Raw genomic sequence first — 21780 nt, 5'->3', positions numbered from 1 at the left:
TTGCGTCAGAATGGAGCGAATTCAAACGGAGCCCGCCGCATGTCCGACCTGCACGCCGACCGCAGCAAGACCGTCATCATCGACACCAACCAGATGGACTGGCAGGCGAGTCCCGCGCCCGGCGTGTGGCGCAAGCGCCTGGAACTGATCGGCGATACCGAAAAGGGCATGGTCACTTCGGTCGTGCGCTTCGATCCCGGCTGCGGCTTCCCGGAACACGATCACCCCTTCGGCGAGGAGGTGCTGGTGCTGGACGGCGTCTTCGCGGACGAATTCGGCGAATATCCAGCCGGAACGATGACCCTGTTGCCCACCGGCACACGCCACCGCCCCTGGACCGAGAACGGCTGCACGCTGTTCGTGAAGCTCTGCCAGTACGCCGGGACCGACCGGCCCACCCGCCGCATCGACACCAGCGATCCGGCTGGCTGGCGGCCGACATGGGCCGGCAGGGAGGTCTTCGACCTGTTCGACGAGCCCGGCCATGCAGAACGCATCTACCTGTCAAGACTTGCGCCGGGCGCGGAAGCGCCGCATCACACCCATGAGGGCGGGGAGGAAGTCTTCGTGGTGTCGGGCGAGCTGGCCGACGAGAACGGCCGCTACCGTGCCGGAACGTGGATGCGGCTTCCGGACGGATCGAGCCATCGGCCACGGTCGGACGGCGGCTGCCTGCTCTATGTCAAGACCGGCCACTTGGGGAGGGGCGCATGAACGCGGAACTGATCTATTTTACCGACCTGAAGAGTCCCTTCGCCTATCTGGTGATGGACGATCTGCTCGCGCTGGAGGAGCGCTACGGCGTCACCTTCCGCTGGGTCCACTTCACCCTGCACATCCCCGAATTCCTGGGTGCGGTGGAAACCCGCTCCGAAAACGAATGGCGCAAGGTGAAATACGCCTACATGGACGCACGCCGGCTGGCCAACCGCAAGGGGCTGACGGTGCTGGGGCCGAAGAAGATCTTCGATTCCCGTCCCGCCGGAATCGGGCTGACCTACGCCGAGGAACAGGGGCTGCTGCACGCCTATGCGCGGCGCACCTTCGAGAAGTTCTTCCACCGCGAACTGGATCCCGGCGTGGTCGAGGAGGTGAAGGCGGTGCTGGCGGAAGTCGGCGCGGACACCGCCGGCTTCGACGACTGGTACACGGGCGAGGGCGCCGAGCGTCACGAGCGCGAAAGACAGCTGGCCATCGACATGGGCGTGTTCGGGGTGCCAACCTTCGCCATCGACGGGGAGCTGTTCTGGGGCGGCGACCGTCTCTGGATGGTCGAGGAGCGGCTGCAGCAGTTGGCAGCCTAGATCAATCCTCGGTTGGATTGAATCGCCCGTAGAGCTTCGGTGTCATGCCCGCCCCCGTGCGGGCATCCGGCTAGGATCATCGACTTGCGGCGAAGCCGCTCCGGACCCCCGCACAGAGGCGGGGGGTGACACGCCGGGTGAGTGGCGGTTCAATCAAATAGCGGAACGCTATAGACCTTTCCACGAAGGGGACCACGGCCTACTTGCCGCCGCCTGCGGTCGCGCGCGGATCCTTGATGCCGAGCTCCGCCACGGCCTCCAGCCAGTCTTCCTCGAAATAGGCCTTGTCGGCGCAGTCGCGGTTGTAGGCGTCGATGGCCTCGTTCAGCCGTTTCCGACGGTCCGTGAGGTTGGGTACGAACTTCTCGTTGTAGCGGTCGATCATATCCGCATGGCGGTCGACGCGGCGGTTGTACTCGGCCACCGCCTCCGGATCGGTGCCGTCGATCTGCTTGCGGCGGCGGTCGAGGTCTTCGCCGAGATCGGCGATCTTCTGACGGAAATCGACGAGCGTATCCTCGTAGTCGGCGACCCTGGTCTCCATGTCGGCGATCGCGATGTCGCTCTTCAGACAGGCCCGGATATCCTCCGGCTTCAGCGTGTTCTCGTCATAGACCTTGATGACCTCCGGAGCCGGGTTCGCATCCGCCGCCGGTTGCTCTTCGTCCTTCTGGTTCTGGGCCATTGCCGGCAGTGCCAGCAGCAGCCCGATCGCGCCAGCGAGCAGATATCGGTTCATGACGCCCTCCGTTCGGTTGGTGACATGCGGCTTCTCGCCCCGAATTGTGACCGCAATGCGCTGCGCCGCAGGATAGCGAAGGCGGCGCGGCGTTTCACCTGCGCCAGCGGGTCATTCGATCGCCCGCATCGCGGCGGCGATCTCGGCCTCCATGGGCCGCCCGCTTTCCACCAGGCCGCGGGCCAGCGCCTCGCGGTCGGCGGCGGACTTGTTCTGGCTCAGCTTCGCCTTGCCTTCCATGCGCGCGATGGGAATGCGGAAGGGCACGATCCCCTTCACCATCGCGCTGCGGAACTTCTCGGGCAGGCCGCCATAGGACCAGGGCCCGCTGCCCTCGTAGCGCGCCGACAGCCGCTCCATCAGACGGTCGCGTTCGACCGCATCATCGATGATCTCCGGCCGGCCTTGGCAATGCACGGCGGTGTAGTTCCAGGTCGGCACGGCGGGGCCGTCACCGGGATACCAGGTCGGCGAGACATAGGCGTGGGGACCGGCGAAGATGCAGAGGGCGTCGGCTTCGCCGAAATCGCGCCACTGCGGGTTGGCGCGCGCCATATGGGCGTAGAGCACGCCCCGCTCCCCTTCGCCGCGATCCAGCACGAAGGGCAGATGGCTGGCCTCGGGCGCGCCGCCAGCGGCCGTCACCAGCAGCCCGAACTCGTTGGCTTCGATGATGTCGTGACAGGCTGCCCTGTCCTCGACGGCGAAATGCGCGGGCGTGTACATCGTGCTTCTCCCCCCGGCGGACGGACCCTATCGGCTCAGGTCGCCCCAGCTGCTGACATTGTCGACCCGGATGACGATCAGCGGCCGCGTCTCCAGGTCCATGCTCTGGTACTGCACATAGCGTGCGCGGAGAAGCTCGATCGCACCGGCGCGGTCCGCCGCCCTCTCCCAGATCGCCGCAGCGCCCCGCAGCATGACCCAGCCGAGCCCGGACCAGTCCGGATCGTAGCGGTCGACCATCAGGCAGACGCGCGGGTTGTCGGCGATGTTGCGCAGCCGCTTCAGCCGGCGGATATCACCCCCCTTCGGCTTCTCGTCGATGGGGATGAATATTTCCGCCGCCTCCAGCGCGAAACAGACCGGCATGACATGCGGCGCGGCTCCGGCGTCCGCCGTGCCCAGATGCCCCAGCGGCCGGCGCAGTACGAATTCCCGCTCCTCCTTCGAGATCATGTCGCAACCAATGCCTTTTGACCCGGGCGGCAGGCCCGCTATCTTCGGCCCCGAAGATAGTGCGCATGGGGAGGATGTCATGGATTTCGGCTTCGCCTGGTTCACCCGCGGGCCGATGGCCAACGCCGAGGGGCTGAAGACCCTCGCGGCGGCCGGCGAGCGGCTCGGCTACAGCTACATGCTGGTGCCCGATCACGTCGTCATCCCGACGCAGATCGACAGTACCTATCCCTACAGTCCCGACGGCTCCTTCCCCGGCACCGCGACGGGCGAATGCATGGACCAGCTCACGGCCATCGCCTTCGCCATGGCCGCGACCACGAAGCTGCGGATGCTGACATCGGTGATGGTGGTGCCGCATCGTCCGGCGCTGCTGACGGCGAAGATCATCGCGACCATCGATCAGCTCTCCAACGGCCGTATCACCATCGGCTGCGGCGCCGGCTGGATGGAGGAGGAGTTCGAAGCCCTGCAGGTCCCGCCCTATGACGAGCGCGGCGCGGTGACCGACGAGTATCTCGAGGTCTTCCGCACCGTCTGGACCAGCGAGCAGGCGAGTTTCCACGGCAAGTACGTGCGCTTCGACAATGTGGGCACCCGCCCCCTGCCCGTGCAGAAGCCGCATCCGCCGCTATGGATCGGCGGCGAGAGCGCGCCGGCGCTGAAGCGCGTGGTCAGCCATGGCGACGGCTGGTACCCGATCGGCAACAATCCGAAATTCCCGCTGGACACCCATGCCCGGATCGCGAAGCGGCTGGAACGGCTGAAGGGCTTCGCCGATGAGGCCGGCCGCGACATGTCGACCATCGACCTCGCCTACTGGAGCCACTGGAACACCATCGGCGAGGAAGTGAAGAACAAGGACGGCGAACGGATGATCCTGACCGGCTCGGCGGCGACCGTCGCGGAGGATGTGGCGCGCCTGAAGGAGGCCGGCTTCAATCACCTGATGCTCAACCTGGCCGCCCGCGACGCCGCGAACAGCATCGGACGGATGGAGCAGTTCATGGCCGACGTGGTCGCGAAGGCCTGATGACCGACATTCCGGAGGGCTTTCGCCCTGCAAGAATCCCTGCGCCGTTCGTCGAGGCCAACGGCCCGCTCTACTGGCGCGACCTGGACGGCGGACTGTCGCTCGGCTTCCGCGTCGAGCGCCGCCACACCAATGCCGCCGGCAACCTGCATGGCGGCATGCTGATGACCATGGTCGACATGCAGCTCAACTGCGCGCTGAACTACCAGCTGGATACGGCGCAGTTCATCCCGACTGTCGCCGCCAACATCGACTTTCTGGCGCCCGCCAATATCGGCGACTGGGTCGAGGGCCGCACGGAGATCCTGCGTCGCGGCGGACGCACGGTCTTCGCCGACTGCCGCATCCGGCGCGGCGACGGGGAGCTGCTGGCCCGCGCCAACGGAATCTTCAAGCTGGGCGGCAGCGAATACGGCACATTCGATCCCAGGGCGGCATTTTCATGAGCGAAACCGAAGCGACAACCATACCCGAGGGCTTCAAGCCCTTCGGCGTCCGTGACGGCCTGTTCGGCCTGGTCGGACCGATTTACGGCCGCGTCGTCGACGGTCAGGCCAGTCTCGGCTTCCGCGTCGAACGCAAGCATCTCAATCCGGTCGGCACCTGCCACGGCGGCATGCTGGCGACCCTTGTCGACGTGCAGATCGGCTTCGGCGCGGCTGTCGCGAACGGCCAGCGCCGCTTCTATCCCACCGTCAATCTCACCTGCGACTTCGTGGCGCCGGCGAAACTCGGCCAATGGGTACAGGGCCGCACGGAACTGGTCCGGGCCACCCCGCGCATGGTCTTCTGCAACGCCTGGCTGGAGGCGGACGGTGAAATCGTGCTGCGCGCCAACGGAATCATGAAGGTGCCGAAGGACGGCGACAGCCGCTATTCTTTCATACCCGGGAACGAGGCGGGATAAGCCTCCCCGGCACGGCGTTTCGGGAAGGGCGGGCTGACAGTGAGCGGCAAGAGAACCCTGTTGATCGTCAATCCGGGCGGCGGCGACGCGGCCGACGCGGGCCGCAGGGCCTGCCGGACGCTCGAAACGGGGGGCGACAGGGTCGATTTTCACCTGCCCGAAGACCCGGCGGAGATCTCCGACCTGATCCGCAGCCTGGGTCCCGCTTCGGACCGCATCGTTCTCGGCGGCGGCGACGGCACGTTCAGCCATTCCGCGGAAGCATTGCTGGATGCGGGACGTCCCTTCGGCATCCTGCCGCTCGGCACCGCCAACGATCTGGCGCGCACCTTCGCCATTCCCCACGAGCCCGAGCGCGCGGCCAGGGTGGTGCTGCGCGGCGGTCTGCGGCGCATCGACCTTGGCATTGTAAACGGCCGGCCCTTCTTCAATGTCGCCAGCCTGGGTTTCAGCGTAAAGGTCGCGAACTACCATACCGGCGAGCGCAAGAAGCGCCTCAAACTGCTGAGCTATCCGCTGAGCTGGCTCGACGCCCAGCGGGACATGAAACCGTTCGAGGCCCGGATCACGTGGAACGGCGACACCAAGAAGACGAAATCGACCATGATCGCCGTCGGCAATGGCGTCCATTACGGCGGCGGCCTCACCATCGCCGACGATGCCGCCATCGATGACGGCTGGCTGGACGTCTACTACGTCAAACCGCTCGGACCATGGGGCATGCTCAAACTGCTGCCCTATCTGAAGTTCGGCGCCCTGAAGCGGCGTCAGGACGTCCGCACCCTCCGCGCCGCCGCCGTGCGCGTCGAGACGACGCCGACGCAGGAGATCAATGTCGACGGCGACGTGATCGCCGAAACGCCCGCCGATTTCTCCGTGCTGCCGAAAGCCTTGGAGGTTTTCGTTCCCGCTACTAAATGACCAGTATGGAGACCGGAGAATACGGGCATGGAACTGATCCGCAGTGACGAAGTCGTCGCCATCAACGAGGTGATCGTCGAGGCCCGGGATGGCGTCGCCCGGCTGAGGGCCGCCGCCGATGGGCTCGACACCGACCGGGCGCGGCGCGTCCTGGCCGAAGCGGACAGGATCGACGCTCTCGCCGAGAACCTCGCTGACGTCGTGCGCAGCAAGGACGACTTTCCCCACGCCCCCCACGACGAGACCGTGATGATCGAACAGGCGATCGCGCGCCTGCAGGCGCTGTTCGTCGACGATGGCGAGGAGGTGCTGAAGGAAGTCGCCGGCCGGGTCGACGAGAACCTGCGCGACACCGTCGCCCGCGTGCGGCATCAGGTGGGCGACACCGCCGCGCTGAAGGCGATGGACGACCTGCGCATCCGTATCTGATCAGCCTTCCTGCAGGTGACGGGCGAAGAAGGCGCTGACGTCGTCCGCCGCCGCCCGGATCTGTTCCAGCACATCCTGTCGGCGCTGTTCCGCGCCGCGGCCCAGCAGGGTTTCCGCGAACGCCGCGAGCCGCGCGACTTCGGTGGCGCCGATGCCGCGCGCCGCGCCCTTCAGCCCGTGCGCCGCGTCCCGCCACTGATGGCTGTCCTCCGCACGGGCCATCTGACCGGCATAGCGTTCGCAGGACTCGGCGAAAAGCGCCGCCAGCTCCCGTTCCAGGGCCGCGTCACCGTCCGTGTAGGTGGCGAGATGGGTGAGATCGACTGGCGGTGCGGAGGTGACGCTGTCCTGGCCCCGCGCCGCGGCGCGGCGGACCGCCTCCGCCAGGGCCCTGGCGTCGACCGGCTTGGCGAGCCATTCGGCGATCGGCGCATCGCCCCACTCGGTGCGGCCGAGACCGGCCGAGGAAAGCCCGATCGAGACCGGCCCGTCGGCGCCGGCGCGGCGGGCGACCTCGTCGCCGCGCAAGCCCGGCATCTCGAAGTCGAGAACCACAAGGTCGAAACGCAGCGCTGCCATGGCCGAGACCGCCTCGGCGCCGTCCCCGACCGCCGTGGTGTCATGGCCCAGTTCTTCCAGGATGCGGACGATCTGGGTGCGCGCCGCAGGATTGTCGTCAGCGACGAGAATCGACAGGCGTTCCGGCGCGTCCACGCTGCACCTCGAGGTTGAATGGCCGCTGGGCCGAAGCGCCGATTATGCCCCGCCGCCGCGGCCTGTCACAAGGCGCGCGGCCAGCCAGTCGCCGAGATCGGCCATGACCTGGTCGCGGTTGATCTCGTTGAGCATCTCGTGCCGGCCGCCCTCGTAGAGTTTCAGCGTCACGTCCGACATGCCGTGGCCGGCGTAGATGGCCTGCAGGCGGCGGACGCCCCGGCCCATGTCGCCGATCGGATCCCGGTCGCCGGAGGCGATCAGCAACGGAAGATTCTTCGGAATCCGGCCGACATTGCCCTTCGCCGTCAGCTTCGGCAGCGCGTCCAGCAGCGCGATCCAGCTCGCCGTCGTGGCGATGAAGCCGCACCGGGGATCGGCGACATAGGCGTCCACCTCGTCCCGGTCCCGGCTCAGCCATTCCAGTTTCGTGGGACCGTCCGCCGCAAAGGCCTTGTTGTTGGCGTCGAAGGCGAGGCCATGAATCAGCAGGCTGCGGCCGCGCCGGCCGAGCCGGAGCCGTTCCATGCGCGCGATCAGCCGCCCCGCGCCCGCGATCGGCGGCGGCGGGCCGTTGGAGCCCGACAGAACCACGGCGTCGACCTTCTCCGGCCAGCGCCACATGCCCATCTGCGCCAGGAAGGAGCCCATGGAATGGGCGAAGAGGCCCAGCTTCAGCCCGTCATGCTCCGCCCGCCACGCATCCATGCCGCGGCCGAGATCGTCCGCCATGAGATGGAAGCCGTCACGGTCGGCGATGTGCCCCGGTTCGGCATCGCCCGCGACGCTGCGCCCGTGGCCGCGGTGGTCGTGGCCGGCGACCGAGAAGCCCAGTCCGTTCAGGCGCCGGGCGAAGCGGTCATAGCGGCCGACATGCTCGGCCAGACCGTGCGCGATGTAGACGAGGCCGCGCGGTTCGGGGATGTCCCAGCGCAGCCCGCCCAGCCGCACGCCGTCCGCCGCTGTTACCTGCCAGTCCGCCATCGCCCCGCCCTCCTACAGATCGAGATCGCCCTTCATCAGCCGCTGCACGATGGTCCGCCGCAGGATCTCGTTGGTGCCGTCGGCGACGTTGATGATCCTGAGATTGTGCCAGGCCTCCGACAGACCGACCTCGTTGGTGAACCCCATGGCGCCGTGGGTCTGCATCGCGCGGTCGACCGCCTTGACTCCGATCTCCACGGAAAAGGCCTTGGTCATCGACAGTTCCTTCACCGCCGGCGCACCGGAGTCCAGCAGTTTCGCGGCGTTGAGGCCCATCAGATGGGCGGCGTGCAGCTCCATCGCCGAACTCGCCAGCGGGAAGGTCACGCCCTGATACTCGGAGATGGTCTTGCCGAAGGACTCGCGCGCCTGGCTGTACTCGATCGCCAGTTCCAGCGCCCAGCGGCCGGTACCGACCGCGCGGGCCGAGTTGTAGACCCGACCCAGGGAGACGCCGTAGAGCGCGGTGGCGAAACCTTCGTGCAATTCGCCGACGAGCTGCCATGGCTCGACGCGCAAACCCTCGAAGCGAAGCTCCGCTTCGTCGCCGCCGATCTGACCGAACATCTTGACGATCCGCTGCACCTCGAAGCCGGGCGCGTCCGTGGGGACGAGAAAGGCGGAGATGCCGCCCTTCTTCGCTTTCGCCCGCTCCGGGTCCGTCACCGCGAAGACGATGCAGTAGTCGGCGACCGGCGAGTTCGTCGTCCAGATCTTGCGGCCCTCGATCACCCAGCCGTCGCCGTCCGGCGTCGCGCGGGTTCGGATCATGGAAGCGTCGGAGCCGGCGCCGGGCTCGGAGAGACCGAAGCACATGCCCGCGCGCCCCGACATCAGCGGCTCCAGGATATCTTCCCGCGCCCGGTCGGTGACCTTTTCCAGCAATCGGCTGGGGCCGAAGGCCCAGTGACTGATGGCATATACCATCAGCCAGTTGTGCGGCCCGCACATGTGAAAAAGCGCTTCCCAGCCGGCGTAATAGGCCTGCATGCCGAGACCGCCGCCGCCCAGGGCTTCGGGGACGCACATCTGGTAATAGCCGGCTTCCGAGGCGGCCATCCGCACTTCGCGGATCAGTTCGACCACCTCCGGTGCGATGCGGCCGTCGTCGGCATATTTGCGGCGGCCGTCCTCCAGCAGCCCCCGGTGCTTCTCGTGGCGAGTCAGCACCTCCTTGCGCGCGAAGGCCTTCAGGCCCTCGACGACGTCTCTCACCTCGTCGGGCAGTTCGAATGCGACAGCGGCCAAGTCTTCCTCCCCAGTACGTCATGCTCCCGCGGCCATTCTGGACGCCGGAGCGGCCCGGGTTAAGCCTTCTTCTCGCGGGGCGCGCCGCGCGCCGGATCAGAGGAAATTGAGCAGGCTCATGGAGCGCATCTGGGCGATCATGCGCAGGCTGGCCTCCAGAGCCACCTGCTGCTGATTGAGCTTCGCGGCGACCTTGGCCAGATCGACGTCCTCCTCGTTGGCGAGGATGTCGGTCAGCGCGATCTGCTGATCCTCCAGACGCCCCTGGACGTCGTCCAGGGCCTTCATGTTGAGGCCGTTCTCCGTCGCCGCGGTCTGCAGGCCGGTGACCGCGGTAGAGATGTTGTCCAGTTCGTCGGCGATGAAGTCGATCTCGTTCTCGGAGAGCTGGCCGGCCAGGGCGTCCGCCGGCGCGAAGCCGGCCGCGCCCGCCGGCAGGGTGCCGGAATCGAACATCAGGATGCGCTGCATGGAATGCAGCAGATCGCCGGCGACCTGGGAGGCGGTGACGCCGATCTCGATGGTGGTGCGCTCGTCGACGCGGGCCGTGAGCGCCTCGCCGCTATCGGCGAAGAACTGCCCGCCCGGCGGCTCCGCGACCGCGAGGATCCCGGCTTCGTCGGTGACCAGCAGAGGCGGCTGATCGGAGGTCGTCCCGCCGAACAGGAAGCGGCCCTCGAAGCGGGTGTTGAGCACCGCCGCGGCGCGTTCCAGCAAACCGCTGACCGTGGAGCCCAAGCCGGTGCCGTCGCCCAGACCCCGGGCCTTCTGCAGCGCGTCGCGAAGCTCCCCCCCGATCGATTCCAGCTCGACAAGCGCGGAATCGAAGGCCGAGAGCCGGCCCTTCAGCGCCTGGTTGGAGGTCTGGAAGCCCTCGATCTGGGTCAGCAGCGAGCGGCTGTTGACGATGTTGGCCGACTGGGCGCCGAAGCCCTCGGTGTCGTTGTAGCGCTTGCCGGTGGAGACCTGCTCCTGGCTGCGGCTGAGCTCCACCTGCTGGCGCAGCATCTGCTGTACCAGCAGGTCGTTCTGGCTGAAGGTTCCAATCCGCATCAGATGTTCACTCCAATCAGATCTGCAACAGCATGTCGAACAGCTCGTTCGTCGTCGAGATGACGCGCGAGGCGGCGTTGAACGCTGTCTGCAGCTGGATCAGCTGAGCCATTTCCTCATCCATGTTGACGCCCGAGATTTCCGCGACCTTGAGCTTCAGCTCTTCCATCAGGGCTTCGCGGTCCTCGGCTCGGATGGTGATGTCCTGCGCAGCCTGCCCGGCCCGGCCCATCAGTTCGGCCCCGATTTCGGAAAGCGTCGCGTTCATCGCCGGCAGACGGCCTGCGCCCGAGAAGGCGTCGGTGGCCGAGGTCAGTCCCTGCAGGGCCACGGCCCCGGCGTTGTCGCCGACCGCGACCGCCGGTGTGCCCGCGGCGTTGATTTCCGCCAGGGCGAGGGCAGACGGGCTGGCGGCGATGTCGCTGCGAACGGCGAAGCCGGCGGCCATAGAGGCCTGCGGTCCCGAACCGAGGCCGAAGAAGTCGGAAACCGAACGGGACGAGGCGCCGCGCTGGGTGTTGTCTGCGGTCAGTTCCAGACGGAAATCCGAGAAGCCACCGGCCGGGGTCATGGTGAGCTGGCCTGCACCGTCGATGCCGAAGGTCGCGGCGCCCGCGAAGTCGGTATTGAGCTGGGTGAGCAGGTCGTTGACCGTGCCGCCGACCGCGCCGAAATCGATCGCGGTCGACAACGGCCGTTCGTTGCGTGGTCCGACCATGGCGAAGGTCGCTTCGCCGGTGAAGCCGTGCGCCGAACCGGCGGCGAGCCCGGTCTGGAAATGCGGCCCCGTCGGCGTACGCACCAGATCGTTCAGCCCGAAGCGGTGGGCGAAACCGCGCCCGCTGGCGTCGGCGGGGTTCGCCGCATCCTGGGCGATACCGACGCCGGCGGAGCCTCCGGCGGCGGAGAAACTCATGACGCCGCCGTTCAGCGCCAGCGTGCCGGCGCCGCCCAGGCCCGCGTTCACGGCATTGATGACATCGTTGACGGTGCCGCCGATGGCGCCGAAGTCGACGGTCGCCGTGGCGACGATGTTGTTGCTGCCGTCGAAGGCGTGGAAGCTGGCGATGCCGGTGAAGCCGTGCGGGTCGGTGGCCAGCGCGCCGGTGTCGTGACCGGTCATGGCCGAAGGCGGCGGCACGGCGGTGAATTCGTTGTGTACGGCGTTGATCCGGTCGGCGACCTGGCCGGCGAAGGCGCCGACCTCGACCGATAGCTGGTTCAGGTCGCCGTCGCGCATTTCCAGCAGGCCGCGCAGTTCGCCCGAACCGAGAAGGTCGTCGATATTGCCGTCGATGGTGAAGGTCTGGCCGCTGAGCGAATCCACCCGCTCGACCGAGAGCGGCGAGAACACCTGGCCGAAATCGCTGCTGCCGGCATTCTCGTGGACGATCCGGCGCAACTCCGTGTCGAGCAGGGGCAGGCCCGCGGTCGTGCTGATCGAGACGCGGCGGTCCTCGGTATTGCTGACGCGGATGCCGATGATCTGCGAGAGCTCGTCCAGCTTCTTCTCGCGCTGTTCGATCAGGCCGTTTGCCTCCTGGGACTGGGCCAGCGAAGCGATGCGCAGGTTGAGGTCGTGGACCTGCGAGAGCAGCGTGTTGGCCTGGCCGACCTTTTCGTCGATGCGCCGGTCGGCCTGGCGGCGCAGATCAAGGATACCGTCGGAAACCCGGTCGAGATCCTCGCCGAAGCGCTGCAGGGCGTCGACCAGGGCGCTGCGGTTGCCGCTGGCCTCGGGGTTGGCGGAGAGCGCGCCCGCCGCCACCAGGGCCTTGTCCAGCAGGGCGACCAGGTTGCGCTCCCCGGTCGGATCGCCGATCAGCGACGTCGCCTGCTCCTGCAGGGTGCTCCTGGCCTCGAAGCGTCCGAACTCGGCCATCGCGATGCGCAGTTCGCTGTTGAGGAACTGGTCGGCGATGCGGCGGACCTCTTCGACCTTGACGCCCGTGCCGACGCCGCCGGTGACCCGGGCGCTCTGGATCACGGACTTTCGGGCATAGCCCTCGGTATTGACGTTGGCGACATTGTCGGAGACGACGGCGATACCGGCCTGGGCGACATTGAGGCCGCTGAGCGCGGAGTTGAGAGAAGCGGTCAGGCTCATGCGCGGCCTCCCCGGCGGGCGGCAAGCCTTGCCGGAATCCCGGACGTCCGGCGATCCGCCCGGCAGATTCTTCCCGCCGCCCGGATCAGCCCGTCTTTCTGGTCAAGCTTATGAAATTCCATCGCTTTCTGCCTTCTTCTCCATACCGGAAAGTCGTCCCCGGCACGGTTTCACGAAGGCAGGTTGCAATGGCGGGGCCAGTCAGCGGGCGACCAGATAAGTCCCCGCCGCCGCGTCGTCGTAGAGCGCGGCAAGATCGGCGGCGCGCGCGGCCAGCGCCGCGCCCTGGTTCACATAGCCCTTGTCGGTGATCTCGTTGGCGTCGATGGAGGGCGGCGTCTCCAGCACCCGGAACCGCCGCACCGCGGTCGACGAGCCGGGGTTCCCCGCATTCCATGCGGCCAGCCGCTGCGACAGCTCGTCGGTCAGCCGGTCGACGGCCATGTCGGCCGCGCCCGGCCCGCGCCAGATCAGGACGCCGACCTCGGCCCGGTCGTGGCCGCAGACGATCATGTCCTGAACCAGCGGCGCGCAGGCGGCGACCAGCCGGACCCGGAGCGCGCCGGTACTGACCCAGGTGCCGGTCATCAGCTTGAAATCTTCGGAGACCCGGCCATCGAAGATCACGCCGGCCGAAGGGTCCGCGTCGTCGGCCAGATAGCCCGCGTCGCCCATGCGGTAGAACCCGTCGGCGTCGAAGGCCGCCGCCGTCAGTTCCGGCTGCCGCCAGTAGCCGGGCGTGACGTTCGGCCCCTTCACGCGGAGTTCCAGCTTGTCGCCCACGGGCGCGAACTTCAGTTCCACGCCCGGCGCCGGCAGGCCGATATTGCCCGCGCGCGGGATCGGGAAATGCACCAGCGTCGCCAGCGGCGACGTCTCGGTCGAGCCCCAGGCGGAGACCATCATCGGCGGCTCCTTGCCTGAGCGGGCGGCGACCTTCTCCAGCCGCTCCCACAGATCCTGGGGCAGCGCGGCCCCGGCGTAGAAGATCAGTTCGAGATCGCGGAAGAAGTTCTCGCGCAAGGCCGCGTCGTCCTCCAGGAACGGCAGCAGCGCGGCGAAACCGGCGGGCACGTTGAAATAGAGGTTCGGCGAGGCCAGACGGAGGTTCTCCACCGTGCGCTCGATCAGGCCCGGCGCCGGCTTGCCGTCGTCGATGTGGAAGACACCGCCGTTGAACAGCGCCAGATTGAAACAGAAATTGCCGCCGAAGGTATGGTTCCAGGGGAGCCAGTCCACCAGCACCGGCGGAGCCTCCATGACGAACGGCCAGCCTGCCTGGATCATCGCCTGATTGGCGCAGAGCATGCGGTGGGTGTTGATCACGCCCTTGGGCATGCCTGTCGAACCGGAGGTGAAGAGGATCTTGGCGATGTCGTCCGGTCCCGTGTGCGCGTCCGGATCCGACTCGGCGGTTGCGCGTTCCGTGATATCGGCGGCCTGCAGCAGCGGCAGATCGGGGCCGGCAGCGGCGATGGCCTTCCCGAAGGGCTCGCGTGCATCGGCGTAAAGCGCGCCGGGGGTGACCAGCCCGGCGATGTGGGCGATCTTGCCCATGTCGCCGCTCATCAGGCTGTAGGCTGGCGAGACGGGGACGACAGGCACGCCCGCCACGATCGCCCCGAGACTGGCGAGCGCGTGGCCAATCGAATTGCCTGACAGGATCATCAGCGGGCGTTCGCTGGAGAGGCCGAGTTCCCGCAGACGGTGCGCCACCGCGTTGGCGCGCCCGAGTGTGTCGGCATAGCTCAGCGTCGCCCAGCCATCGCCGTCACGGTAGCGCAGGAAGGGCGCATCCGGCCGCCGCGCGGCCTGCTCGCCGAGCGCTGCGCCGATCGTCGGCGGATGCTCGCCCAGCGCCGCCGGCGAACTGAGCACGAACCCGCCGCCCGGCAGCACCTCGCGCTCGGCCCGCCGCGCCAGCATCCTGTCCGCGATCGTTGCACCCATGGCGAAGTCCTCCCGTCCTCCCATTCGATCAACAGATACCGGCGCGGGACGGCACTCGCCAGAGGGGATTGCGCATCCGGCAACGAAGAGCTTGCGGCCCGCACCCGCCTGAAGCAACTTCGCCGCCGAATCCGCCGCTCCCAGAAGGTGCCGTCCATGACAGCCATCCGGCTCGGGCCAAGGCTCGCCCAGACCGCCGTGATCCTCATGGCGCTGTTCCTTCCCTGGCTCGCTTTCCCCTCGGACCGCGCCATGGCCTGGCTGATCGCGCCCGCGGTGCTGGCGTTCCTCGCCGCCTGGGTTCCGGGACGGCGGGAGTTCCGCGCCTCAAGGCCCGGGCTGCCGCTCATCCTGGCCATTGCCGCACTTGCAGCGATCACGCTGCTGGCCCTGCTGAGCCCGGGCTGGGGCGAGAGCACCTACCGGCCCGGCATGGAGAAGCTGGCCGGCCGCGCCGGCCCGGCGCTGCTGGCCGGCATCGTCCTGCTCTGGTGCGCCGCCCGCGCACCACTGGACGGCGTCCGCCTGCGCCCCTGGCTCACCGCCGGGTGCAGCATCGCGGCGCTCATCGCCCTCGCCGACATGCTGAGCGGCCGCTGGCTTTTGAGATTGCGGCTGGCCGTGGCCGAAGGGGGATGGGATGGCGCATTGCTGGATCGCGCGAACAGCTACGAGCCGGCGGACTTCCTGGCGCGGTTCAACGATTTCTGGATGCTGGCGACACTGGCTCTCACCCTGCTCGCGGTCACCTCCGGACGGCGCTGGGCACCGCCGCTCGTGCTGGCGGCTCTGATGGCGGCGTCGCTGCTGACGATCAGCGAAACGTCGCTGGTGATGGCGCTGGCCGGCCTGATCGCCGCCCTGCTGGTGCTGGCGGCGGGCAGAGCGGGCGTCCTCGCGATCATGGCTTCCGTTCTCGCCGCCATCCTGACGACGCCATGGCTGTTTCCGCTGCTCGACCGGGCGACCGGGGCGCTGTTCGCCGGCGGCAGCACGCTCACCCACAAGATCCGGGAGCGCTCGGAGATCTGGGCGGCGCTGGCGAAGACGGTCCCGGAGCGGTTCTGGCTGGGCCACGGCATCGGCTATCAGCGCGTGCACGGCGACTATCCCGGCCCCAACGTCTTCTACGGTCCCGAAGGAATCTGGCATCCGCACTCGATCTTCGTGCAGATCTGGCAGGATCTGGGCCTGGCTGGCGCGGCATTGCTTTGCGTGCTGGCCGGCGGCGTCTTTCTCGCCATCCTGCGCGCATCGCCTGTGCTCCGGCCTGGCTTCACGGCGCTTGCGGTGATGGTGCTGGCGGCGCTCGGCGCGGCGCACTCGATCTGGCTCGGCTGGTGGCTTTGCGCCTTCTTCATGCTGGCGGCGCTGGCGGTCGTCCTGGCCCGGCGGGAGGGCGAGGCATGACGGTCCGGGCCCCTGCCTTCCCGCCGCACGTTGACCGCCGGCAGCCCTGCCACGATAGTGCCGCCCGTTCCCGAACCCGGATCGCCAGACGCGGGCGCCCATGATCACCGACCTGCAGCCCCTTCTCATCGAAGCCAAGTCGACCATCCGCGAAGCGATGGCGCAGCTCAATACCGCCAGCAGCGGTTGCCTGCTGCTGGTCGACGGCAACGGCGCGCTGCGGCGCATGATCACCGATGGCGATCTGCGCCGGGCTGTCATCGCCGGCCACGCACTGGACGCGGATCTGACCGTCCTGGAACCCGTCGAGCCAACCGTCGCCCGTCGCGGCCTGGACGAGGACGGCGCCCGGCGGATCATGCGGGAACGGCAGGTCGTCCATCTGCCGGTGCTGGACGAGACCGGCCGCCCGGTCGGCCTCTATCACCTTGGCCGGATGAGCGCGCCGATCCTGCTGTCGGCGCCGCACATGGGCGAAACCGAACAGGCGCTGGTGGCGGAAGCCTTCGCTACCAACTGGATCGCGCCGGTCGGGCCGCATGTCGACGCCTTCGAGCGCGAACTGGCGGAAACCGTGGAGGCGAGCGAGGCAGTAGCGCTGAGTTCCGGCACGGCGGCCATTCATCTGGCGCTGAGACTCCTCGGCGTCCGGCGAGGCGACCGGGTCTACTGTTCCAGCCTGACCTTCGTGGCCAGCGCCAATCCGATACTCTACGAGGGCGCGGAGCCGGTCTTCATCGACAGCGAGCCGGAGAGCTGGAACATGAGCCCGGCAGCGCTGGAGCGCGCCCTGGAGGCGGACCGGCGCGCGGGCCGGAAGCCGGCGGCGGTCATCGTCGTCAACATCTACGGACAGAGCGCGGACATGGCGCCGATCCTGGACCTCTGCGACGCCCACGACGTACCGGTGATCGAGGACGCCGCCGAATCCCTCGGCGCGCGCTACCGCAACCGCGCCAGCGGGACGCTCGGCCGGCTCGGCGTTTACTCCTTCAACGGCAACAAGATCATCACCACCTCGGGCGGCGGCGCCCTGATCGGCGGCGACCGGGAGATGATGGCGGAAGCCCGGCGGCTTGCCACCCAGGCGCGCGATCCGGCCTCGCACTACCAGCACAGCACAATCGGTTTCAATTACCGGCTGTCCAATGTCCTGGCCGGCATCGGCCGCGGCCAGCTCAAGGCCCTGGACGACCGCGTGGCGCGCCGCCGCGCCATCTTCGAACGCTACCGCCAGGGTCTGGGCGACCTGCCGGGCGTCGGCTGGATGCCGGAGCCGGAATGGAGCCGCAGCAATCGTTGGCTGTCGGTCATCACGCTCGATCCCGACCGGACCGACCGCCACCCCTACGCCATCATGCGCCTGCTGCGTCAGCGCAATATCGAGACCCGGCCGGTATGGAAGCCGATGCATCTGCAGCCCCTGTTCCGCGGCGCGGACTATTTCACTCATTCGGAGCGCCAGTCGGTCAGCGACCGTCTGTTCCTCACCGGCCTGTGCCTGCCGTCCGGCACGGGCATGACCGATGATGAGCAGGGCCGCGTGATCGACGCCCTGACCGAGGCAGTCGCCATATGATCCGTCTGATGGTGATTCCGGAAAGCCCGGAGATGGCGGCGGCAGCGGCCAGGGGCGGCGTCGACAGGATTTTCGTCGACCTGGAGCGCAGCGGGAAGTTCGAACGCCAGGGCGGCGGCACCTGGATCAGCGAACACGGCGTCGAAGAGATCGCGCGCTACCGCCGCGCCGCGCCGGACGCCACGCTGCTGGTTCGGCTCGACCCCTGGCCGTCGGTAGCAGCGGCGGATATCGAACGCGTCCTGGACCAGGGCGCCGACATGCTGATGCTGCCGATGATCACGACCCCAGGGGAGGTTGGCGCGCTCTGCCGCCTGGTCGCAGGCCGCGCCCCCGTGGTTCCGCTGATCGAGACCGTCGCCTCCGCCGACCGGCTGCCCGAGATCTGCGCGATCGAGGGCGTCGGCGAGATCTTCATCGGCTTGAACGACCTGCACCGCCAGCGCGGCGACCGGTTCATGTTCGAGCCCCTGGCAGACGGCGCCGTGGAACGTCTGGGCCGCATCGCGCTGGAGCACGGCCTGTCCTTCGGTTTCGGCGGCATGGCGCGCATCGGCCGGGGCGATCTGCCGGCCGAATGGATCCTGGGCGAGCATGTCCGCCTCGGCTCGACCGCCGTCATCCTTTCGCGCAGCTTCAAGGCGACAGCCGGCGCGGATTTCGACTGGGGCAGGGAAGTCGGCCGCATCCGAGACTGCGAGCGCGATCTGGCGGCGCGAACGCCCGCCGCAGCCGAGCGTGACCGGCAGCGTATCGCCCGGCGCATCGCGGAACTCGCGGCGGCGCAGAGGGCGGCCGGCTGATGTGCGGCATTTACGGATATTTCGACCGCGGCGCGCGGCCGATGACCGACGCGGCGCTGAAGGCCATGAGCGACAGCTTGATCTACCGCGGCCCCGACGATTCGGGGGTCGCGCGCTTCGACCACGGCGCCATCGGCAACCGTCGGCTGTCCATCATCGACATCGCCGGCGGCCATCAGCCCATGACCGCCGCCGAGGGCAAGGTCGCCCTGGTTCAGAACGGCGAAATCTACAACTATGTGGAACTGGGCGCGGAACTGCGGCAGTCGGGCTGGCGCCCCCGGACCCATTCCGATACCGAGGTGCTGCTCGGCCTCTATCTCAGGGACGGGCCGGGTTTCGTCCGCCGGCTGAACGGCATGTTCGCGATCGCCGTCTACGACGCGCGCGGACCGGAGCCGGTGCTGCACCTCTGGCGCGACAGGGTCGGCGTCAAGCCGCTGTTCGTGTACGAGGACGGCGATCGGCTGCTGTTCGGTTCGGAGATCAAGGCGCTGCTGGCCGGTGGCGCACCGGCTGAGGCCGACAAGGCCGCGCTGCACCATTTCCTCACGCTGAACTACGTGCCGCCGCCTCTCACGGCATTCCAGGGCATCCGGCACCTGCCGCCCGGCGGGCACATGAAGATCACCCCGCGTGGCGCGGAGACCGACGCCTGGTGGCGGCTGGCGGACTGCGGCCACCAGCCGTGGCGCGGTCAGGAGGCCGGCGCGCAGGCGGAGGTGCTGGCTCTGCTGGACGACGCGGTCCGTCTCAGGCTCAGGGCCGATGTGCCTTTCGGCGCCTTTCTGTCGGGCGGCATCGATTCGTCGACCGTGGTCGGGCTGATGTCGATGCACATGGAGCGGCCCGTCGAGACCTTCGCCATCGGCTTCGACGATCCGCGCTTCGACGAGAGCGCCCATGCCGAGGCCGCCGCCCGCCGTTTCGGCGCATCCCATCACCTGGACATCGTCTCGCCGCGCATGCTGGACCGATGGCCCCGGGCGCTGCATCACCTGGACCAGCCCCATGGCGACGTCTCATTCCTGCCGACGTTGAGGGTCGCCGAGCTGGCCGCGCGGCAGGTCAAGATGGTGCTGACCGGCGACGGCGGCGACGAGCTGTTCGCCGGCTACGACAAGTACGTGCACGCCTTCGTCGATATGCCCGAAGACATGGACGAGGCCGGTTTCCGCCGGCGCTATTTCGATCGCGCGCTGGCGATGTTCCCCGAGGGCGAGGCGCGGCGGGCGCTCTACCACCCCGATTTCGCCGCCGAGACCGACGGCTGCTCCACCTTCGACCTGATCGAGGAGCATTTCGAGGCCGCCGCCCACATGGACCGCGTCAATCAGGCCCTCTATCTCGATACGGCCCTGCTGCTGCCAGGCAACAATCTGGTCAAACCCGACCGCATGGCGATGGCGGTCTCGCTGGAGGCGCGGACGCCCTTCCTCGACTACAGGGTAGTCGAGCACGCCTTCCGCCTGCCGGGCGCGATGAAGCTCCGGAACGGCGAGACCAAGGTGGTGCTCAAGAACACGGTCCGGCCGCTGATCGGCGCGGCCCTGACCGATCGCCGCAAGCAGATGTTCACCGTCCCCGTCGGCGAATGGTTCCGCACCGAACTGGCCGCCTATGCCCGGGAGATGCTGCGCGGCGAGCGGTTCCACGACCGGCGGCTGTTCGACCGCGACGCCGTCGAGCTGATGCTGGAGAACCATATCCAGGGATCGCAGAACAACACCCGCGAGATCCGCGCCCTGCTGGCGCTGGAGCACTGGCACCGCATCTTCATCGACGGCGAGACGCCGCCCTGAAGCGCCGGCGAGGCGAAGGAAGATCGGCGACCTGCCTTATATCGTCATGGCCCGGCTTGTCCGGGCCATCCATCGAGCTGCGGTGCGGGCCGAGGGCTGCCCGGACGAGCCGGGCAGCGACGCCAATTATCAGTCCATCAGCTTCGCGAGTTCGTCCAGCTTCGGCAGGATGGTGTCTTCCTTCTCCGGCGGCAGGCCGAACACGAGGCGTTCCACGCCGACGTCGCGATAGGTCCGGATCCGGTCGGGATCCTCGGAGGCGGCGAAGATCGTGGGCGGCAGGTCGTCGGGCTCGCGGCCTTCCGCCGCCGCCATCTGACGGTACTCCGACAGCGTCTCGGTGATGTCCCAGCCGCGCCCGTCGATGGGCATCCAGCCGTCGCCATAGCGGATCGCGCGTTTGGCGCCGCCGGGAAAGCCGCCGCCGACCAGGATCGGCGGATGCGGCTGCTGCACCGGCTTGGGCCAGGCCATCATCTGGTCGAAGTTCACGAACTCGCCGTGATATTCCGCCTTCGCCTCGGTCCAGATCGCCTTCAGCGCCTCGACCTTCTCCCGCATCACCTTCATGCGCCGGTCGAAGGGCGTGCCGTGATCCTCCATCTCCTCGGCGTTCCAGCCCGCGCCGATGCCGAGGATCACCCGCCCGCCCGAGAGCTGGTCCAGCGTCGCCACTTCCTTGGCGAGCTGGATGACGTCGCGCTGCACGATCAGGCAGATGCCGGTGCAGAGTTTGAGCTTCGAGGTCACGGACGCCACCGTCGCCAGCGCCACGAACGGGTCCATGACGTCGTAGTACATCTTCGGCAGCTCCGCCCCGCCCGGCCAGGGCGACTTCCGCGACGCCGGGATGTGCGAATGCTCGGGCAGCCAGATGCTCTCGAAGCCCCGCTCCTCGGCCGCCCTGCCCAGCGCCGCCGGAGCGATGGAATAGTCCGTCGGAAACATCATCACGCCGAATTTCATGGTCTTCCTCCACCAAAAAACTTAAAAGAAAGGGATAAAATTATCGCCTTGGCTCTCTTTTTATTCTCGCCTTTCGCCCTCTTGTGACGGAACCAGCCTCAACTTGCCCACCATCCTTTTCATCATTCTCGCCCGACAACAATTCAAAATCATCAGCTCCAATCTCAATCATTCTCGCTATCAATGCATTCCACATTCGCGCTTGAATCAACCCTTTATCACTCAATTTCTTAAGAGCAGTATAAGGATTCTCAATTAATATGTAACTTACAGGACCACTTGGGCCCTCTTTAATATCTATGAATCCGAGTTCCTGCAATTTACGAACACGAGAAATCCAAGTTCTTTGCGCTCTTTCGCCATCAAAGCCAGAAAAAAAGGCCATCTCACCCGGCTTGCTCGCAGTAACAAACCCATTGTTGTAGGTTCTACACCAGAGGTCAAAATAGGTCGATGATACGGGCTGCCCTTTTGTCAACGAATCCATAGTTCGAAGGATTGCAGGCATTGCCCTAGGTATGTTCAGCCAGCCATCGCTTTTCTGATAGTGCCAGATTCGCGACTCCGCATCAGGCCACAAGCTATCACGAAGCAAGCGATTTCGACGTTCAATCTTAGATCGACTGCGGCCTGAGCCTGCCATAATCTGCCT

22 protein-coding genes are annotated in these 21780 nt (G+C 67.5%); 11 read left to right on the top strand and 11 right to left on the bottom strand.

All coding sequences use genetic code 11. From position 1 onward, the window contains the following. The first annotated feature begins 39 nt into the window (after positions 1-39). Positions 40-714 carry a cupin domain-containing protein gene (locus CWC60_RS06155; RefSeq protein ID WP_109793114.1) on the top strand — a complete coding sequence of 225 codons (675 nt, stop codon included), beginning with the start codon at positions 40-42 and terminating at the stop codon, positions 712-714. Then, the gene (locus CWC60_RS06150) at positions 711-1304 is read left to right on the top strand and encodes a 2-hydroxychromene-2-carboxylate isomerase (protein WP_109793113.1); all 594 of its coding nucleotides are present in this window, start codon (positions 711-713) and stop codon (positions 1302-1304) included. The genes CWC60_RS06155 and CWC60_RS06150 overlap by 4 nt, the downstream gene beginning before the upstream one ends. A 199-nt stretch (positions 1305-1503) precedes the next feature. On the opposite strand, the gene CWC60_RS06145 is transcribed toward CWC60_RS06150, so the two are convergent. The 3 genes from CWC60_RS06145 to CWC60_RS06135 form a co-directional block, all read right to left on the bottom strand. After that, complete coding sequence (locus tag CWC60_RS06145; protein WP_109793112.1) at positions 1504-2043, bottom strand: hypothetical protein; 540 nt, start codon at positions 2041-2043, stop codon at positions 1504-1506. Between the two features lie 111 nt (positions 2044-2154). After that, on the bottom strand, positions 2155-2769 hold the full coding sequence (locus tag CWC60_RS06140; protein ID WP_109793111.1) for an FMN-binding negative transcriptional regulator: 615 nt from the start codon (positions 2767-2769) through the stop codon (positions 2155-2157). Positions 2770-2796: 27 nt separating this feature from the next. Then, the gene (locus tag CWC60_RS06135; RefSeq protein ID WP_109793406.1) at positions 2797-3222 is read right to left on the bottom strand and encodes a TIGR03668 family PPOX class F420-dependent oxidoreductase; all 426 of its coding nucleotides are present in this window, start codon (positions 3220-3222) and stop codon (positions 2797-2799) included. A gap of 79 nt (positions 3223-3301) precedes the next feature. On the opposite strand from CWC60_RS06135, the gene CWC60_RS06130 reads away from it, so the two are divergent. The 5 genes from CWC60_RS06130 to CWC60_RS06110 are packed head-to-tail and all read left to right on the top strand — an operon-like array spanning position 3302 to position 6512. After that, entirely contained in the window at positions 3302-4255 is a 954-nt protein-coding gene (locus tag CWC60_RS06130) for an LLM class F420-dependent oxidoreductase (RefSeq protein WP_164516404.1), read from the top strand. Then, positions 4255-4701 carry a PaaI family thioesterase gene (locus CWC60_RS06125; RefSeq protein ID WP_109793109.1) on the top strand — a complete coding sequence of 149 codons (447 nt, stop codon included), beginning with the start codon at positions 4255-4257 and terminating at the stop codon, positions 4699-4701. The genes CWC60_RS06130 and CWC60_RS06125 overlap by 1 nt, the downstream gene beginning before the upstream one ends. Continuing rightward, positions 4698-5162: a PaaI family thioesterase gene (locus tag CWC60_RS06120; protein ID WP_109793108.1), complete on the top strand. Its 465-nt coding sequence runs from the start codon at positions 4698-4700 to the stop codon at positions 5160-5162. The genes CWC60_RS06125 and CWC60_RS06120 overlap by 4 nt, the downstream gene beginning before the upstream one ends. Before the next feature lie 39 nt (positions 5163-5201). Continuing rightward, positions 5202-6083 (top strand): lipid kinase, encoded by an 882-nt coding sequence (locus CWC60_RS06115; RefSeq protein WP_164516403.1) that lies wholly within the window; start codon positions 5202-5204, stop codon positions 6081-6083. A gap of 27 nt (positions 6084-6110) precedes the next feature. Next, complete coding sequence (locus CWC60_RS06110; RefSeq protein ID WP_109793106.1) at positions 6111-6512, top strand: hypothetical protein; 402 nt, start codon at positions 6111-6113, stop codon at positions 6510-6512. Here CWC60_RS06110 and CWC60_RS06105 read toward each other — a convergent pair whose 3' ends face one another. The 6 genes from CWC60_RS06105 to CWC60_RS06080 all read right to left on the bottom strand — a co-directional run bounded on the left by CWC60_RS06105 (position 6513) and on the right by CWC60_RS06080 (position 14568). Beyond that, on the bottom strand, positions 6513-7226 hold the full coding sequence (locus CWC60_RS06105; protein ID WP_109793105.1) for a response regulator: 714 nt from the start codon (positions 7224-7226) through the stop codon (positions 6513-6515). Between the two features lie 42 nt (positions 7227-7268). Beyond that, positions 7269-8210, bottom strand: coding sequence for an alpha/beta fold hydrolase (locus tag CWC60_RS06100; protein WP_109793104.1), 942 nt, complete (start codon positions 8208-8210; stop codon positions 7269-7271). 12 nt (positions 8211-8222) lie between these two features. Next, positions 8223-9458 (bottom strand): acyl-CoA dehydrogenase family protein, encoded by a 1236-nt coding sequence (locus CWC60_RS06095; protein WP_109793103.1) that lies wholly within the window; start codon positions 9456-9458, stop codon positions 8223-8225. 96 nt (positions 9459-9554) lie between these two features. Beyond that, complete coding sequence (locus CWC60_RS06090) at positions 9555-10511, bottom strand: flagellin (RefSeq protein WP_109793102.1); 957 nt, start codon at positions 10509-10511, stop codon at positions 9555-9557. A 16-nt stretch (positions 10512-10527) separates the two neighbouring features. Then, positions 10528-12618, bottom strand: coding sequence for a flagellar hook-associated protein FlgK (gene flgK, locus CWC60_RS06085; protein ID WP_109793101.1), 2091 nt, complete (start codon positions 12616-12618; stop codon positions 10528-10530). 201 nt (positions 12619-12819) lie between these two features. Then, positions 12820-14568 carry a feruloyl-CoA synthase gene (locus tag CWC60_RS06080; RefSeq protein WP_109793100.1) on the bottom strand — a complete coding sequence of 583 codons (1749 nt, stop codon included), beginning with the start codon at positions 14566-14568 and terminating at the stop codon, positions 12820-12822. Positions 14569-14724: 156 nt separating this feature from the next. On the opposite strand from CWC60_RS06080, the gene CWC60_RS06075 reads away from it, so the two are divergent. The 4 genes from CWC60_RS06075 to asnB all read left to right on the top strand — a co-directional run bounded on the left by CWC60_RS06075 (position 14725) and on the right by asnB (position 20162). Beyond that, positions 14725-15978, top strand: coding sequence for an O-antigen ligase family protein (locus CWC60_RS06075; protein ID WP_164516402.1), 1254 nt, complete (start codon positions 14725-14727; stop codon positions 15976-15978). Positions 15979-16078: 100 nt separating this feature from the next. Beyond that, positions 16079-17557, top strand: a complete 1479-nt coding sequence (locus CWC60_RS06070) for an aminotransferase class I/II-fold pyridoxal phosphate-dependent enzyme (protein ID WP_277422316.1) — start codon at positions 16079-16081, stop codon at positions 17555-17557. Continuing rightward, on the top strand, positions 17554-18360 hold the full coding sequence (locus tag CWC60_RS06065; protein ID WP_109793099.1) for an aldolase/citrate lyase family protein: 807 nt from the start codon (positions 17554-17556) through the stop codon (positions 18358-18360). The genes CWC60_RS06070 and CWC60_RS06065 overlap by 4 nt, the downstream gene beginning before the upstream one ends. Then, entirely contained in the window at positions 18360-20162 is a 1803-nt protein-coding gene (asnB, locus tag CWC60_RS06060) for an asparagine synthase (glutamine-hydrolyzing) (protein WP_109793098.1), read from the top strand. Before CWC60_RS06065 ends, asnB begins: the two co-directional genes overlap by 1 nt. Before the next feature lie 129 nt (positions 20163-20291). On the opposite strand, the gene CWC60_RS06055 is transcribed toward asnB, so the two are convergent. Both CWC60_RS06055 and CWC60_RS23210 read right to left on the bottom strand, forming a co-directional pair. Beyond that, the gene (locus tag CWC60_RS06055; RefSeq protein ID WP_109793097.1) at positions 20292-21128 is read right to left on the bottom strand and encodes an LLM class F420-dependent oxidoreductase; all 837 of its coding nucleotides are present in this window, start codon (positions 21126-21128) and stop codon (positions 20292-20294) included. A 40-nt stretch (positions 21129-21168) separates the two neighbouring features. Then, positions 21169-21771 carry a hypothetical protein gene (locus CWC60_RS23210; protein ID WP_125182730.1) on the bottom strand — a complete coding sequence of 201 codons (603 nt, stop codon included), beginning with the start codon at positions 21769-21771 and terminating at the stop codon, positions 21169-21171. Positions 21772-21780: the final 9 nt, after the last annotated feature.

Source organism: Minwuia thermotolerans (genome assembly GCF_002924445.1).
GTDB classification, from domain to species: Bacteria; Pseudomonadota; Alphaproteobacteria; order Minwuiales; family Minwuiaceae; genus Minwuia; species Minwuia thermotolerans.
Note: the sequence above shows the minus strand (reverse complement) of the source record. Positions and strands in the feature narration are given on the sequence as shown.